This window comes from Janthinobacterium sp. PC23-8, from assembly GCF_002250505.1.
Classification (GTDB): domain Bacteria; phylum Pseudomonadota; class Gammaproteobacteria; order Burkholderiales; family Burkholderiaceae_D; genus Janthinobacterium.
Genome location: NZ_NJGY01000003.1, coordinates 1 through 15539, shown reverse-complemented (window position 1 = coordinate 15539; position 15539 = coordinate 1). Strand labels below are relative to the sequence as shown.

Below are 15539 nucleotides of genomic sequence, written 5' to 3'. Positions count from 1 at the left end.
CGCTCAGGCCAGGGCCCTGAACGGGGCCTGGCGTCGTGCTTAGCCCGCTGCGTGCCGGCTGCGCGCTGCCGGCGCAATGGCCTTCCTCGTCACCGCCACCGGCCTTGCTGCTGCCCGCCGTGGCGTTCCTGGGCCTGTCCGGGCGGCTGAGGTAGCGCTGCCGCGACGTTCGAGCCGGAACAGCGCCATCGCCTGTTCCAGCTGCCGCGTCTGGTCTTGCAGCGAGCTCGATGCCGCCGCCGACTCCTCCACCAGCGCCGCGTTCTGTTGCGTCACTTCATCCATTTGCGTCACGGCCTGATTGACCTGGCCGATGCCGTGGCTTTGCTCGCGCGAGGCCGAGGCGATTTCGCCCATGATGCCGTGCACGCCCTGTACTGCGGACAGCATTTCCTGGCTGCTGGCGCCGGCCTGCGCGGCCAGCCGCGCGCCTTCCTGTACCTGCTGCAGGGAAGCGGAAATCAACTGCTTGATTTCGGTGGCGGCCGCCGCCGAGCGCTGCGCCAGGCTGCGCACTTCGCCCGCCACCACCGCAAAACCGCGTCCCTGGTCACCGGCCCGCGCCGCTTCCACGGCCGCGTTCAGGGCCAGGATATTGGTTTGAAACGCAATGCCTTCGATAATGCCGGTGATCTCGCCGATCTTCTTCGACGACGCATTGATCTGGTCCATCATCGTCACGACCTGGCCGACGATCTCGCCACCACGTCCGGCCAGGCCGTGAACCTTGCCCGCCATTTCGCTGGCCTGGCCCGCATTGCCGCTGTTCTGCTGCACCGTCGCGGCCAGTTGTTCCATGCTCGACGCCGTCTGCTGCAGCGCCGAAGCCTGCGCCTCCGTGCGGCCCGACAAGTCCATATTGCCGGCGGCGATATCGGCGCTGGCCGCGCTGATGCGCAAGAAGTTGCCGCGCACGTCGCCGACGATGGAGTGCAGGTTGACGCGCAACTGGCGCAGCGAACGCAGCAGCTGTCCCATTTCATCGCGCCGCGTGGTGTCGATCTCGGCCGTCAGGTCGCCGCCGGCCATCACGTCGCAGGCCTGGCGCGCCTGCTGCAAGGGCAGCAGCACGGTGCGGTGCAAGACGCTCCAGAAATACAGGGTGGCGAGCAATCCGGCCGCCGACAAGGCGGTCAGCCACGGTGAGGCCGAGGCAGGAAACAGATCGGCATGCCAGGCCAGTTGCAGCGCCAGCAAAAGGCTGAGCAAGCCGAGGTTCCAGCCGATGCGTTTGCCCAGCGCCATATCGCGCAACCCGGCAATTTTCGCCAGCCAGCCGGTGCGCACGGCCTCGCCCTGGCTGATCGCCACGCCGCCGGCCTGCCCCGCCTTGATGCGCGCATACAACGCTGCGGCCTGCGCCACCTGCTGGCGCGTGGGCTTGGTACGCACCGACATATAGCCGATCGCGACGCCGTCTTCGACCACCGGCGTGACGTTCGCCAGCACCCAATAGTAGTCGCCATTCTTGCAGCGGTTCTTCACCATGCCGCTCCAGGAACGGCCGGAGCGGATGGTGGCCCAGAAGTCGGCAAACGCTTCGACCGGCATGTCGGGATGGCGCAGGATGTTTTGTGGCGCGCCCATCAGTTCTTCGGCCGTGTAGCCGCTGATGTCGATAAAATACGGATTGGCGTAGGTAATATTGCCTTGCAAATCGGTAGTCGAAACAATGGTTTCGGTATCGCTCAGGTTGATTTCGGTATCGCTGACAGGAAGATTGAGTCGCATGGTCACATCCTCAGGGTAGCCCGTACTTTGACGGGTAAGCAGGTAAGGGACTGATACCAGGCCATGGCGGCATAGCTGGCATCCACATTTTAATATTTTATTACCAATGAAATGGACAATTTCCGGAACGAGGGCAGCAGCGGCGCCAGGCTGCGGTCTGCCGGAATATCGCTCCATATTATCTTGAGAATATATTACACCAAATTAAATAAATTAAACAAATATATTATTTTTCAATAAAAAAGCTACATTTAATTAATATTTATTTTTGTTAAAGTTGATTTAAATGAATTTTTTATTGCCAAATAATACATGATAAATGCCGCGCAGACGTGCCGCTGGCGCGCCGCTCGCCACTCGGGGCCGGAACCGGAACCGGAACCGGGACCGGGACCGGGGCCGGCTTGCCAGGGAGGGCGAGGTACAGGCCCGGACGGGCGCTGCAATGGGATAGCAGGCGGTGCGTCATGACTTTCTTGCCGGCGCCGCGCCCGATATGATGAAACGGTTTAACGCGGCACGTAGCGCCAGCCCGTGCTCTCCAGCATGAACGTGAATGCCGTCCTGATGTCGGCGCGGTTCGGCACGCTCAGCACGGCATCGCACACCAGGTAGCCCGTGCTGCGCTTGACTACGCACGCCTCGAGGGCCTTGACCTGCATCGCCGTTTGCGCTTCCTGCATCTGCACATCGTTCGCAGCGTCCGGATTGCGCGCGATTTCTTCGCCGACCCAGGCGCGCATCAGCGCTTGCGCCTCGCCGATCGACGGCCCGGCGAATGTCGCATTCTTGCGCTCGACGCCGACCCAGGCGCCACCGTTTTCTTTACGCAGCGGCAAGACGGTAAAGCCATCGCGCATGCCCGCACGCATGCCCACCAGGCAGACGACCTCGCCCTGCGCATCCTGCGCATCCTGGCAGCCAAGCAGGCTGGTGACCTTGACGGCCATCGGCATCGACGACGCCGTCTTCGCCACGCCCGCATCGACGGCGGCCTGGATCTGTTCCCGGGTGGGCGTGGCGGCGGCGTGGACAAAGCCGGCGCCGGTGGAAAACAAGGTGGCGACGGTGCAGGCAACAGTTCTCAAACGCATGGCTCGGTACTCATATAAAAAAAGAAACGCAGTCTAACAGGCAACTTGCTGAACACCGTTCCAATTGGCAACTATCTTGCATCGGCCAGAGGCAGCCGGTCATCGGCCACCAGCGCCCAACTCCGGCGGCAAGCTGCGCTTTGTTGCTATGATGTCGGGCTGCCGGCGGGACTGCCGGCCAGATCGATCTTGAACATAACGGGAGTTTGAATGAGTTTACGTCTGTTGCTCTTGGGAGCATTCAGTGCCGCCTTGGCCACCACCGCCACCACCCCGGCGCTGGCGGCGCCGCGCGGTTTTACCGTCGAAGACATGGTCGCCATGGAGCGTGTCGGCAGCCCGGCGCTGTCGCCGGACGCCACGCGCGTGGTCTACACCGTGCGCAGCACCAATCTTGATAAAAACCGCGGCAACACGCAGCTGTGGATGATCGACCTGCGCGCGCCGAACGCCGCGCCGCGCCAGCTCACGCGCGGCGAGGCCAGCGCCAGCGATCCGCAATGGTCGCCCAAGGGCGACGCCATCTACTTTCTGTCCGGCCGTTCGGGCTCCTCGCAAGTATGGCAGCTGCCGATGAACGGCGGCGAAGCGTCGAAAGTGACCGACCTGGCGCTGGACGTCGACACCTACCGCCTGTCGCCGCAGGGCGACCGCCTGGCCTTCAGCATGGGCGTGTATCTCGATTGCGCCGACATCGCCTGCAGCAAAAAACGCCTTGACGACAAGGCAAAAAACAAGGCTAGCGGCATGGTCTACGAGCAGCTGTTCGTGCGCCACTGGGACACCTGGGCCGATGGCCGCCGCAACGTGCTCTATTCCGCGCCGATCGATGCTTCCGGCAAGGTCAGCGCCATGCCGGTCAGCCTCTCCGGCACCCTGGACGGCGACGCGCCGTCAAAGCCGTTCGGCGACAACGGCGAATACCACTTCAGCCCGGACGGCAAAACGCTCGCCTTCTCGGTGCACGTGGCCGGCCGCACGGAATCGTGGTCGACCAACTTCGACGTGTATACCATCGCCGCCACCGGTGGCGAAGCGCCGCGCAACCTCACGGCCGACAATCCTGCCTGGGACACCAAGGCGACCTGGTCGCCGGACGGCCGCACCTTAGCTTATGTGGCCATGACCAAGCCCGGTTTCGAGGCGGACCGCTTCCACCTGGTGCTGATGGATGTGGCCACCGGCAAGAAGCGCACCGTGGCCAACGACTGGGACCGCTCGATCGCCGACTTGCGCTGGACCCCGGACGGCAAGGCCTTTCTGGTCACCGCCGATGATGTCGGCCAGCACCGTTTGTTCCATATCGATGCGGCCAGCGGCAAGGTGTCGGCCCTGACCGGCAAGGGCGCCGTCGGCGACTTCGACGTGCGTGGCAATACCATCGTGCTCACGCACGCCAACCTGGCCTCCGGTGCGCAGCTGTATCAGCGCCAGCTTGATGCGAAGTCCGAATCGGCGCCGATGACGCAACTGACGAAGCAGAATGCGCAAGCGCTGGCCGATGTGCGCTTTGGCGAATATGAACAGTTTTCGTTTGCCGGCGCCAATGGCGAAACCGTCTACGGCCACGTGATGAAGCCATGGAACGCCAAAGCCGGCGAGAAATACCCGATCGCCTTCCTCGTGCATGGCGGCCCGCAAGGCAGCTTCGGCAACAGCTGGAGCTACCGCTGGAATCCGCAGGTGTATGCGGGCGCCGGCTACGCCACCGTCTTCATCGACTTCCACGGTTCGACCGGCTACGGCCAGCAGTTCACCGATTCCATCAGCGGCGACTGGGGTGGCAAGCCGCTGGTCGACCTGCAAAAAGGGTTAGCGGCGGCGACGCAGAAATTCCCGTGGCTGGACCGTGACCGCAGCTGCGCCCTGGGCGCTTCCTACGGCGGCTACATGATGAACTGGATCGCCGGCAACTGGCCGGACGGCTTCAAATGCCTGGTCAACCACGACGGCGTGTTCGACAACCGCGCCATGTACTACGCGACGGAAGAACTGTGGTTCAACGAGTGGGAAAACGGCGGCACTTATTATGACGCGGCGGCGAAACACGAGCAGTTCAATCCCGTCAACTACGTGAAGAACTGGAAAACGCCGATGCTGGTGGTCCAGGGCGACCTGGACTTCCGCATCCCGACCACCCAGGGCCTGGGCACCTTCACCGCGCTGCAGCGCCAGAACGTGCCGAGCAAGCTGCTGGTGTTCCCGGACGAGAATCACTGGGTCTTGAAACCGGCGAACTCGCTGCTGTGGCATCACACGGTATTGGATTGGTTGAATACTTACACGAAGAAGTAAAGTGAAATCAGGGGTCAAACCCGACGGGTCTGACCCCAGTTTTACGCTAGCCGCACAGCTCACGCCTGCGGCTTTTTTGCGTCCATCAAACTGCATCAATACGTATTGAGCGCCTTGGCAAACTTCACGATCCACAAGCGTGCCGGCCGCTCGCGGTCGTCGCCGCGCGCCACGCGGATGGTATTGGCGGCGTTGCAGCCAAGTGCGCTGCTCGTCACGATCACGCCATTGGCGTCTACCACGCACTTGGTCACATCGGCGCCCTGCACTTCCACGCCCGCCGCATCAAACACCCTGGTCTTCATGCCGAAGTCGTTGTCGTTGGCCAGCGCAATGGTCGAGCCGTCGACCAGGGTCAGGCCTTCGGCTTTTTCCGCCGCCCAGCCGATCGCGTTCAAGTCGAGCAGCAGGGTTTTCTTCAGCGTTTTCACCTGCGCCCAGTCGGCGCCATTGACGGCGGCGCCAGCCATGCTGCTCTTTTCCAGGTCGGAGGTCGCCGCGTTATATGCGCTGCCCGAAATATCGGTGGCGGCGTTCAGGTCCACCAGCATCAGCTTGTTGAACACCTTGCCCGAAGGCGCGGCGCCCTGTTCGATGACGAGGAATTTGCCGCCACCGAGCGCCACCATGTCGCCCAGCTTGGCGTTGCCGGTACGCCCATCCTGATAGTCTGCCGCGTCGAGCGGATAGGCAAACATCCTGCCGCTGGTGCCAAGCGTGGGATCGAATTCGATCCAGCGCGTAAAGCGCGCATAGCGCTCGATCTGTTCCGACTTTTTGGTCACTGCGTAGGTGGCGCTGCCGTCCGTCAGCGGGCTTTGCAAAAAGGCGTACAGCTTGTCGTTCGACGTATCGAGCGTCATGCCTTCCATGCCGCGGTTGGCGCGGCGCTTGGCGAACAATGCCGGCAAGCCCTTGCCCGGTTCATATTTGGCCTGGATCACGCCGGTGGCCGCATCGAGCTTGATGATGAAGGGGCCGTATTCGTCGGAAACCCACAGCGCATTGCGCTTCTTGTCGACCACGATAGCTTCCGAATCGAGCCCACCTGCGTTGAACACGGCGCGGCTGGCCGGATCGTACTTCATCGCGTCCATCACGGGCATTTCGGCCGAATTGCCGACCGCGCCCACCGGCACCGGCAAGCCCGAGGTGTTGACGGTGGCGCTGACCTTGATCGGCGTGGAGGAGGCCAGAACGGCGCCGCTCTTGCCGACCGTGATCACGCCAAACGCTGGCGCAAAGCCGGGCGACGGAAAGATCTTGCTGCCGATGGTGGCGCCCTTGACGTTCGGGTCCGGCACCAAAGGACCATCGCCGTTCGGGCCGCGGTCGGTCAGGCCATAGAATTCCAGGTCGCCGCTGGCGTTTGTCCCCTTGAAGGCCAGGCCGGAACCGTAGGACGGCAAGAAGCCGTTCGGGAACTCGCTCTTGACCTTTGCGTTCGCGCCTTCGTACGGCACGTAAAAACTGTTGGCAGCCTGGATCTGGTAGCGCGTGACCGTCACTTTCACTTCGCCGAGCGGGGTGGTCTGCGTCAGCGCCTCGTTGACGGGAGCGCCCACTTTCGAAGCAAGGGTATCTTCAAAATGCTCGCGCACCAGGGCGCGGCGCTCGGTGTCGACCGTGCGGCCTGCAAACTTGGCGCCCAGGGTGGCCAGGTGCGCGGCCAGCGCCGTATTGAAAGCGGCGGGCGCGGCGGCAAAGTCCAGCGTCTTGCCGGCCAGCGCCGTCTTGACGTCGCTGCTGATCCTGATTCCGTTCGACGGGTCGCTGTCGTCGTCCAGCAGTTGCAGCGCCAGCAGGCGGTTGACCACCTTGTCGTCGGCCACGCTGGTGCTGGCGGCCAGCGTCAAGGGCGTGACGATGGCGTTGCACAAGGTCGAGCCAAGCACCACGCCGCCGGCGCTGAAGGTCACGCTGTCGCCCGCGTTGCACATGAATTCACCCTTGGCGTTGGTGCTGGCCTTCGCCGCGCTGCCGGCCACGTAATCGAGGCCTTCGACGGCGCCGTCGAGGAACACGCCGGTCATGGCAACTGGCGCAGCTGGTGCATCATGACTGTCGCTGCCGCCGCAGGCGGTCAGGGCAAAGCTGGCGGCAAGCGCCAGCAGGCGCAGTTTCGGGACGGTATTGTGGGGGTGGTTCATCGGCTTCCTCAGCATGGGTTGGATCAGAAGCGGCAAGCCTACCGTGTCAAAATGACAAGCTCATGACACGTTTGTCATAATGGGTGCACAGATACAACAGATTGCTCGGGCGGACCGCCTATACCGCCAAAGCGGCCGTCGGCCTGGCGCCGGAACTCCTTCGGCGTCACGCCCTTGACCTGCAGGAAGCGGCGGTTGAAATTGGCCACGTTCTGGAAGCCCACGTCATAGCAGACATTCGATACATACTGGTCGGTGTCCATCAGCAGCTGGCAGGCCTTGTTGATGCGCAGGCGGCTGATAAAGTCGGTAAAGCTGTTGCCGGTTGCCTTGCGGAAAAAGCGCGAGAATTTACTGAGCGACATGCCCACCTGCTCGGCCAGCATTTCCGCCGAAATCGGCTCGCGGTAGTTTTCCGTGATGTAGTTGAGCACCGCGTTGACCTTGGCCAGGGTGGCGTCGTCGTCATACGAACGCAAGGAAGCGCTCGACAGCAGGCGGTAATTGGCGGTGCGCGCCAGGGTCACCATCAGTTGCACGAAGTGGCCGACGCGCTCGGCGCCATGGGTGGCGCGGATGCGCGCCAGGTGCCGCTCGGCCGCCACGCCCATGCCGAAAAATTCCACGCCATAGCTGGAGCGCTCCAGCAGCGGCAGCAGTTCGCGCAGTTCGGGAATCACGCGCGCAGCGCCAGCGATCGGCGCATGGGCAAACTGCACGATCATGTCGCGCAGCAGCACGCCGCCTTCGGGCACCGCGGTCGAGATCCAGTTGTGCGGCAGGCGCGGGCCGGTGAGCACCAGGTGGCCGGGCGAAAATTCGCCGATATAGTCGCCGACGAACAGCCGCCCGCTGGTGGCGACGATCAGGTGCAGCTCGTATTCCTCATGGCAGTGCCAGCGCACGCGCGAGCTGGGATAGCCATGTTCCAGGTAGTTGATGATGCCGTCGTAGCTTTCGCGCTCGAGCTCGGGTGGCTTGCGCTCGATCTCGCGCTGCGCATCTTTGAGCCATGTCTGTTCCATGCTTGTCTCGTTTGCTGGTCTCGTTTATTGGACGCGGTCTGCCGCCGTCACCGTCGAATGTACCGCAAAATGGCGTGCAAGTGCTTATCCTTGTTCGCCGAAGCGCCCCAGCGCCTGCTGGCGAAATTGCTTCGGCGTCATGCCCTTGAGCTCCAGGAAACGGCGATTGAAGTTGGCCACATTGTTGAATCCCGCCGCATAGCAGATATTGCTGACGTAATGCTCGGTCTCCATCAACAGCTGGCAGGCGCGGTTGATGCGCAGGCGGTTGACGAAGTCGGTAAAGCTGTTGCCGGTGGCGCTGCGAAAGAAGCGCGAAAAGGTGCGCTCCGGCATGTCCACCTGCTCGGCCAGCTCCTTGAGCGAGAACTGGCTGCTGTAATTGTGGACGATGAAGTTGATGGCCGAACTGATGCGCGCCAGCGCCGCATCGTCGTCGCTCGACTGCATCGGGATGGTCGACAGCAGCTGGTAGTGGCTGGTCTGCGCCAGCTCGCTCAACAAGGTCAAAAACTCGATCAGGCGCGGCAGGCCGCTGCTGTCGCGGATGCGCTGGAAGCGCCGCAGCGACAGCTCGCTGACATTGAAGAACTCCACGCCGTGCAAGGCGCGCTGCAGCAGCGGAAACAGGTCCTTCAGCTCGGGCATCACCGCCGCCATCGCCGCCAGCGGCGGATGGGCGAACTGTATCACCATGTCGCGCAGCAGTACCCCTTCGGGCGGCGTGTCCAGCGAGACCCAGTTGTGCGGCACGCGCGGCCCCGTCAGCACCAGGTGGCCCGGCGCAAACTGGCCGATATAGTCGCCGACAAAGACCTTGCCCGAGCTTTCGACGATCAGGTGCAGCTCGTACTCGTCGTGGTAGTGCCAGCGCACCAGCGAGTTGGGAAAGCCGTGCTCGAGGTAGCGGATAAAGCCGTAGCTGCCCTTGGGCTCGAAACCGGGCGTGGCGTCGCGCTGCCGCTCGTGCTCCATCTGCGGCAGCGGATACTCGGCCTTTTTTGGCATGGTGCGCACCGTGCCCGCCTCAGGCGACGATCTGGTCCAGCGCCGCGCGCGCGCCGAGGTCGTACAGACTCGCCAGCGAGCGCGCAACGGCCACCGTGAAGGCCGGCGTGTCGGACAGTTCGCCAAACAGCTCGCGCATCGACAGCAGCGCGGTGGCGTCCGCGCCGCCATGCAGGGCCAGCTCGCGCAGGCGCACGCCGTGCGGATCGTTGAGCGGCATCGGCACGCCCTGGTCGTCACGGCCTTCCAGGTAGCGGAACCAGCAAGCGACCGTAAAGGCCAGCAGCGCGATGGCGCCGCCTTGCACCAAAGCTTCGCGCACGGGCGGCAGCACGAATTTCGGAATCCGCGCCGAGCCTTCGGTGCCGATGCGCGCCAGCTGGTCGCGCACGGCCGGATTGGAAAAGCGCTCGATCAGCGTGTCCTTGTAGCTGGCCAGATCGATGCCCTCGACTTCTTCCAGCAGCGGCGTGACTTCGCTATCCATCATGCGCCGCACCAGGGCCAGGATACCGGCGTCGGCCATCGCTTCATGGGCGTAGGTGTAGCCGAGCAACATGCCGATATAGCACAGCGCCTGGTGGCTGGCGTTCAAGAGGCGCAGCTTCATTTTTTCATACGGCAGCACGTCGTGCGTCATTTGCGCACCCACCAGCTCCCAGGCCGGACGGCCATGCGGAAAGGCGTCCTCGATCACCCACTGGCGAAACGGCTCGCACACCACCGGCCAGGCGTCAATAATGCCGAAGCGGTCTCGCACCAGCGCGCGGTGCTCGTCGGTGGTGGCCGGCGTGATGCGGTCGACCATGCTGTTCGGGAAAGCGCAGCCGGCCTCGATCCAGCCGGCCAGGTCGCCATCGACCAGGCGCGCGAACGCCAGCAGCATGGTGCGCGTGACGTCGCCATTGTTTTGCAGGTTATCGCAGGACATGATGGTAAACGGCGCCAGGCCACGCGCGCGGCGCAGGGCCAGGGCCGCCAGCAGGTAGCCGAACGAGCAGCGCGGCGCCTGGGGGTTGGCCAGTTCGTACACAATGTCCGGATGGCCCGCGTCGAATTGGCCCGTGCCCTGGTTGACGTAGTAGCCGCCTTCGGTAATGGTCAGCGAGACGATGCGGGTGCTGGCCGCAGCGAGCTTTTCCAGCACCGCCTGCGGGTCCGCTGGCGCATACAGATAGTCGCCGATGCAGCCGATCACGCGCGCCGTGTCACCCTGCGCGCCGCGCTCGATGACCGTGTACAGGCAGTCCTGCGAGTGCATCGCGTCGTGCATGGCCGCGTCGTGCGCCAGCAGGCCCACGCCGCAATAGCCCCACTGTGCATGCCCCGGCAAGGCCAGCAGGTCGTCGAGATACACCGCCTGGTGGGCGCGATAAAAGCCGCCCACGCCGATATGCACGATGCTGGGGGTGAGCGTGTCGCGCGCATAGGCGGGCACCTGGATGTTTGCTGGCAACTGGGCCAGCGTGGTTTGGTTCAATGCGATGGCGTTCATCTTACACTCCCTTCGCGCCGGCATAGGTCTTGCCGTCGCGGTCAAAATAATGGACAAATCCCGGTTCGAACGTCAGCTGCGTTTGCTGGCCCGGATGCAAGCTGCTGCGCTCGGCGCCGCGCGAGACCACCTGCACGTTGTTGGCCATGCGCACATAGGTCAGCGTTTCCACGCCCAGCGACTCGACCAGCTCGACGGTGACGGGCACGCTGCCCGGCTGCGCCGCGCCCAGGTGCACGTGCTCGGGGCGGATGCCGACAAAACCGTCGGCCTGGGCCGCGCTGCCCGCCTGCGCCAGCAATTGCGGCGCGGCGCCGGCCGGCACCACGTTCATGCTCGGCGTGCCGATGAACTGGGCCACAAAGCGGTTGGCCGGCCGGTCATACAGTTCCAGAGGCGAGCCATGCTGCTCGATCTGGCCGTCGCGCAGCACCACCACGCGGTCGGCCAGGGTCATCGCCTCGACCTGGTCGTGCGTGACATAGATGGTGGTGGCGCCCAGTTCGCGGTGCAGCTTGGCGATCTCGATGCGGGTCTGCACGCGCAGCGCGGCATCGAGGTTCGACAGCGGTTCGTCGAACAAAAATACTTTCGGGTCGCGCACGATGGCGCGGCCGATCGCCACCCTCTGGCGCTGGCCGCCCGACAGCTCCTTCGGCGTGCGTTCGAGGTAGCGGCCCAGGTCGAGGATGGCGGCCGCCTTGTCGACCTTTTCGCGGATGATTTTCGGGTCGACGCCGGCCAGTTTCAGCGCGAACGACATGTTCTGGAACACCGTCATGTGCGGGTACAGCGCATACGACTGGAATACCATCGCCAGGTCGCGCTTCGAGGACGGCAGGTTCGTGATGTCGCGCCCGTCGAGCGACAGCTTGCCGCCGTCGATCGGTTCCAGGCCTGCGATCAGGCGCAGCAGGGTCGACTTGCCGCAGCCCGACGGCCCCACAAACACAACGAACTCGCCCTGTTTGATCTCCAGGTCGATGCCCTTGATGGCGCGGTGTTCGCCAAAGTATTTTTCGATATTTCTCAGTTGAAGATAAGCCATGATGGTCTCTATTATGTATGTTATTTGACTGCGCCAAACGTCATGCCTTGTACTAATTGCTTCTGGCAGAACCAGCCCAGCGCCATGATGGGCGCGATCGCCATCAGGGAGGCGGCCGACAATTTGGCCCAGAACAGGCCTTCGGGACTGGAGTACGAGGCGATCAGCCAGGCCAGGGTGCCGGCATTCGAGGCGCCCAGGTTCAGCGACCAGAACGATTCGTTCCACGACCACACCATGCATACCAGCGCGGTCGAGGCGATGCCGCCCACCGACAGCGGCAGCACCACGTGACGGAATTCGTCCCAGACGGTGGCGCCGTCCATGCGCGACGCTTCGAGGATTTCGCGCGGCAGCTCCTTCATGCTGGTGTACAGCAGCCAGATCATGATCGGCAAATTCATCAGCATGAACATGACGGTCAGACCGACGCGGGTATCTAACAGGCCAAAATACTGGTAGCAGATATAGATCGGCATCAGGGCGCCCACGCCGGGCATGTAGCGCGAGCTGAGCATGAATTTGAGCAGGCCGATGGTGCCGCCGGTGGGGAAAAACGCCATCGAGTAAGCGGCGGGAATCGCGATCAACAGGCCGATGGCGGTCGACACGACGCTGGTAAACAGCGAATTGAAGGCGTAGCCGAAGTAATTATCGCGCGCCAGCACTTCGCGGAAACTGTCCAGCGTGGGCATGAAGAACAGCAGCGGCGGCGTGGTAATGGCTTGCCCTTCGGTCTTGAAGGCCATCAGTCCCAGCCAGAAGATGGGAAAGAACAGCAGCAGCGCGAACAGCCAGGCGGCCACCGTGCGGCCATACAAAGCAACTTTATTGTGCATGGTGGTCTCCTTATTTCGACAGGTTCTTGCCGATGACGCGCATCAGGAAGAAGGCGGCAATGTTGGCGATCAGCACGGCGAACAGCGCACCGGCGGAAGCGGCGCCGACATCGTAGGACAACAGTGCCTGCTGGTAGATCATGAAGGTGATGGTGGTCGTGTCGAAGCCGGGACCGCCGCCCGTGGTGGTAAAGATTTCGGCAAACACCGACAGCAAAAAGATCATCTCGATCATCAGCACCACCGATACCGCCCGCCCGAGGTGGGGGATGTAGAGGTAGCGCAGCTGCTGCAGGTAGTTGGCGCCATCCATGCGCGCCGCTTCCAGCTGTTCGCGGTCCATCGATTGCAGCGCCGTCATGAAGATCAGGCAGGCAAACGGCAGCCATTGCCACGACACCATCATGATGATGGACACCAAAGGATGGGCCGACAGCCAGTCGACGGGCGTGGCACCGAAGAAGATGCTGATCTGCGCGAACAGGCCGTAGATGGGGTTGAGCAGCATGTTCTTCCACATCAGGGCGTTTACGGCCGGCATCACCAGAAACGGTGAAATGAGCAGCACGCGCACGATGGCGCGCCCGGGGAACGATTCATTGATCAACAGGCCCAGCGCGGCGCCCAGCAGCACCGTGATCAGCATTACCGAAAACAGCAGGGTAAAGGTATTCTGCAATGCCGGCAAAAAAGCCGCATCGGTAAAGAAAAAGTGGAAATTGTCCAGGCCATGGAAAGGATGGCCGCTCGGATCGAGCATGGAATACCGCACGAAGGCGTAATACAGCGTGATCAGCAGGGGAATGACGGAAATGACGGAGACGGCAACGACTGCCGGCGTCAGCAAGGTCCGGGGAATAAAGCGTTTCATAGGCGTTCTCTTGGGGCGTGGGAGGTGACAGCCCAGGCTTGCGCCAGAGCTATCACCTCACCTGTTTTACGAAGCAAACGACAAGACCAGGGTGGCCTTACTTGTAGTAGCCGCCCTTGCGCATCTCGCGTTCGGCTGTCTGCTGCGACAGCTCCAGCGCCTGGTCCACCGTCACCTTGCCCAGCAAGGCAGCGGCCATCTGCTGGCCGGCCGCCACGCCGATCACCTGGAATTCGGGGATCGAGGCAAACTGCACGCCCACGTAGGGCGAGGGCAGCAAGGTGCTTTGCACGTTGCGCGTGGTGGTCAGGGCCTTGCCTTCGGCGGCGGCAAATTTCGCCACTTTCTGGAATTCCGGGTTGGCGTAGGTCGACTTGCGCGTGCCGGTCGGCACGTTGGCCCAGCTCGTTTCCCTGGCGACCAGCTTGATGTAGTCAGGCGAAGTGGCCCAGTTGATGAAGCGTTGCGCTTCGTTCGGATGCTTGGAACTCGATGGAATGGCCAGCGACCAGATCCACAGCCAGTTGGCGCCGCGCTCGGTGGTGCCGACCGGCGACTGGGCAAACGCGACCTTGTCGGCGACCTTGCTCTGTTTCGGATCTGTAATAAAGGACGCGGCGATGGTGGCGTCGATCCAGATGCCGCACTTGCCCTGGTTGAACAGCGCCAGGTTTTCATTGAAGCTGTTGGCGGCGGCGCCCGGCGGGCCGTATTTTTTCATCAGGTCGACATACATGTTGACCGCGTCTTTCCACGGTTTGCTGGTAAATTGCGGCTTCCATTGCATGTCGAACAACTGGCCGCCAAACGAGTTGGCCATAGTGGTGATCAGGGCCATGTTGTCGCCCCAGCCCGGTTTGCCGCGCAGGCAGATGCCGTACACGCCATTGGCCGGATCGTGGATCTTGGCCGCCACGTCGCGCAACTGGTTCCAGCTCGGACGGTCTTCGATGGTCATGCCGGCTTTTTTCACCAGGTCGCTGCGATACATGATCATCGAGCTTTCGCCATAGAACGGCGACGCGTACAGCTTGCCGTCGCCGGACAGGCCTTCGCGGATCGACGGCAGCAAGTCGTCGATATCGTATTTGGCGTCGGGCTTGATCGGGATCAGCCAGTTTTTCTTGCCCCAGATCGGCGTTTCATACAAGCCGATGGTCATCACGTCGAACTGGCCACCCTTGGTGGCGATATCGGTGGTCATGCGCTGGCGCAAGATGCCCTCTTCCAGTGTCACCCATTTCAGTTTGATATCGGGATTGGCCTGCTCGAAAAACTTGCTGAGTTTTTGCATTTCGATCATGTGGCCGTTGTTGACGGTGGCAATCACGAGGTCGGTGGCAGCAGCGGCGGAAGTGCTGATGGCGAATGCGCCGGCGCATAGCGCGGCAATGGCGATACGTTTCATTGAATGTCTCCAGTGTTTTTTGTCGTTGGTGATGCCATAAACCAGTCGGCGTTGGCACCACGACCACAATGTATCACCGGACTTTGATACTTTCTGATACTCCGAAACCGCAATTCAATACTCTTTTGCAGCTTGTCAATGCGCAAGAGTATCGATATTCTCAAAAAACAACACTCTGCAAGAAAGTATCAACACTTGTAGCTTTTGTATCAGGGTCGCAAAAAAAGCGCTGCTAGACTTTGTTCTGCGGCATGAGACCGCGCAACGTACCGGGGCTTTCCCTGTGTCGTTCAACATAGTGACCTTGGAGACAGCATGAATCGCACTGCACTGAAATCCCTGCCGGCCGCACTTACCCTCGCCCTGCTGGCCATTGCCAGCGGCTCGGCCATGGCAGATCCGATGTACCCAACCGATTCCGAAGGTTTTCACGGCTACCTGCGCGCTGGCGCCGGCAGCAACACGTCCGGTGGTGGCGGCTCGCAAGGCTGCTTCGGCCTGGGTGGCAACACCATGAAATATCGTCTGGGCAATGAGTGCGACGCCTACACCGAATTCGGCTACACCAAAGCCAT

General features: G+C 62.4%; 12 protein-coding genes. 2 read left to right on the top strand and 10 right to left on the bottom strand.

Annotation, left to right across the window (positions count from 1 at the left end; translation table 11 throughout):
• Nucleotides 1-39 precede the first annotated feature (39 nt).
• Both CD932_RS19635 and CD932_RS19630 read right to left on the bottom strand, forming a co-directional pair.
• A complete protein-coding gene (locus CD932_RS19635) occupies nucleotides 40-1731 on the bottom strand; it encodes a PAS domain-containing methyl-accepting chemotaxis protein (protein WP_094444518.1) in 1692 nt (563 codons plus the stop codon).
• Nucleotides 1732-2240: 509 nt separating this feature from the next.
• Nucleotides 2241-2825, bottom strand: coding sequence for a hypothetical protein (locus CD932_RS19630; RefSeq protein WP_141213314.1), 585 nt, complete (start codon nucleotides 2823-2825; stop codon nucleotides 2241-2243).
• A 210-nt stretch (nucleotides 2826-3035) separates the two neighbouring features.
• Here CD932_RS19630 and CD932_RS19625 point away from each other — a divergent pair, with 210 nt between their 5' ends.
• Nucleotides 3036-5120 carry a S9 family peptidase gene (locus tag CD932_RS19625; RefSeq protein WP_094444516.1) on the top strand — a complete coding sequence of 695 codons (2085 nt, stop codon included), beginning with the start codon at nucleotides 3036-3038 and terminating at the stop codon, nucleotides 5118-5120.
• Between the two features lie 95 nt (nucleotides 5121-5215).
• Here the strand turns inward: CD932_RS19625 and CD932_RS19620 are convergent, their stop codons facing one another.
• The 8 genes from CD932_RS19620 to CD932_RS19585 all read right to left on the bottom strand — a co-directional run bounded on the left by CD932_RS19620 (nucleotide 5216) and on the right by CD932_RS19585 (nucleotide 14859).
• Nucleotides 5216-7270, bottom strand: coding sequence for an esterase-like activity of phytase family protein (locus CD932_RS19620; protein ID WP_094444515.1), 2055 nt, complete (start codon nucleotides 7268-7270; stop codon nucleotides 5216-5218).
• 74 nt (nucleotides 7271-7344) lie between these two features.
• A complete protein-coding gene (locus CD932_RS19615; protein ID WP_094444514.1) occupies nucleotides 7345-8295 on the bottom strand; it encodes an AraC family transcriptional regulator in 951 nt (316 codons plus the stop codon).
• An 84-nt stretch (nucleotides 8296-8379) separates the two neighbouring features.
• Nucleotides 8380-9303 carry an AraC family transcriptional regulator gene (locus CD932_RS19610; protein ID WP_094445268.1) on the bottom strand — a complete coding sequence of 308 codons (924 nt, stop codon included), beginning with the start codon at nucleotides 9301-9303 and terminating at the stop codon, nucleotides 8380-8382.
• Nucleotides 9304-9322: 19 nt separating this feature from the next.
• The gene (locus tag CD932_RS19605) at nucleotides 9323-10798 is read right to left on the bottom strand and encodes a mannitol dehydrogenase family protein (protein WP_094444513.1); all 1476 of its coding nucleotides are present in this window, start codon (nucleotides 10796-10798) and stop codon (nucleotides 9323-9325) included.
• A gap of 1 nt (nucleotide 10799) precedes the next feature.
• On the bottom strand, nucleotides 10800-11846 hold the full coding sequence (locus CD932_RS19600) for an ABC transporter ATP-binding protein (protein WP_094444512.1): 1047 nt from the start codon (nucleotides 11844-11846) through the stop codon (nucleotides 10800-10802).
• A 20-nt stretch (nucleotides 11847-11866) separates the two neighbouring features.
• Entirely contained in the window at nucleotides 11867-12685 is an 819-nt protein-coding gene (locus tag CD932_RS19595) for a carbohydrate ABC transporter permease (protein WP_094444511.1), read from the bottom strand.
• Nucleotides 12686-12695: 10 nt separating this feature from the next.
• The gene (locus CD932_RS19590) at nucleotides 12696-13556 is read right to left on the bottom strand and encodes a carbohydrate ABC transporter permease (protein ID WP_094444510.1); all 861 of its coding nucleotides are present in this window, start codon (nucleotides 13554-13556) and stop codon (nucleotides 12696-12698) included.
• A gap of 97 nt (nucleotides 13557-13653) precedes the next feature.
• Nucleotides 13654-14859 (bottom strand): sugar ABC transporter substrate-binding protein, encoded by a 1206-nt coding sequence (locus tag CD932_RS19585; RefSeq protein WP_254926738.1) that lies wholly within the window; start codon nucleotides 14857-14859, stop codon nucleotides 13654-13656.
• A gap of 420 nt (nucleotides 14860-15279) precedes the next feature.
• Here CD932_RS19585 and CD932_RS19580 point away from each other — a divergent pair.
• A partial coding sequence (locus CD932_RS19580; RefSeq protein WP_141213313.1) for a carbohydrate porin occupies nucleotides 15280-15539 on the top strand: 260 nt, incomplete at its 3' end.

Bases quoted from the DNA above. Each gene is read 5' to 3' on its own strand.
- CD932_RS19615 (WP_094444514.1), bottom strand. From the start codon at position 8,295: ATGGAACAGACATGGCTCAAAGATGCGCAGCGCGAGATCGAGCGCAAG.
- CD932_RS19600 (WP_094444512.1), bottom strand. From the start codon at position 11,846: ATGGCTTATCTTCAACTGAGAAATATCGAAAAATACTTTGGCGAACAC.
- CD932_RS19620 (WP_094444515.1), bottom strand. From the start codon at position 7,270: ATGAACCACCCCCACAATACCGTCCCGAAACTGCGCCTGCTGGCGCTT.
- CD932_RS19590 (WP_094444510.1), bottom strand. From the start codon at position 13,556: ATGAAACGCTTTATTCCCCGGACCTTGCTGACGCCGGCAGTCGTTGCC.
- CD932_RS19605 (WP_094444513.1), bottom strand. From the start codon at position 10,798: ATGAACGCCATCGCATTGAACCAAACCACGCTGGCCCAGTTGCCAGCA.
- CD932_RS19595 (WP_094444511.1), bottom strand. From the start codon at position 12,685: ATGCACAATAAAGTTGCTTTGTATGGCCGCACGGTGGCCGCCTGGCTG.
- CD932_RS19610 (WP_094445268.1), bottom strand. From the start codon at position 9,303: ATGCCAAAAAAGGCCGAGTATCCGCTGCCGCAGATGGAGCACGAGCGG.
- CD932_RS19630 (WP_141213314.1), bottom strand. From the start codon at position 2,825: ATGCGTTTGAGAACTGTTGCCTGCACCGTCGCCACCTTGTTTTCCACC.
- CD932_RS19585 (WP_254926738.1), bottom strand. From the start codon at position 14,859: ATGATCGAAATGCAAAAACTCAGCAAGTTTTTCGAGCAGGCCAATCCC.
- CD932_RS19625 (WP_094444516.1), top strand. From the start codon at position 3,036: ATGAGTTTACGTCTGTTGCTCTTGGGAGCATTCAGTGCCGCCTTGGCC.
- CD932_RS19635 (WP_094444518.1), bottom strand. From the start codon at position 1,731: ATGCGACTCAATCTTCCTGTCAGCGATACCGAAATCAACCTGAGCGAT.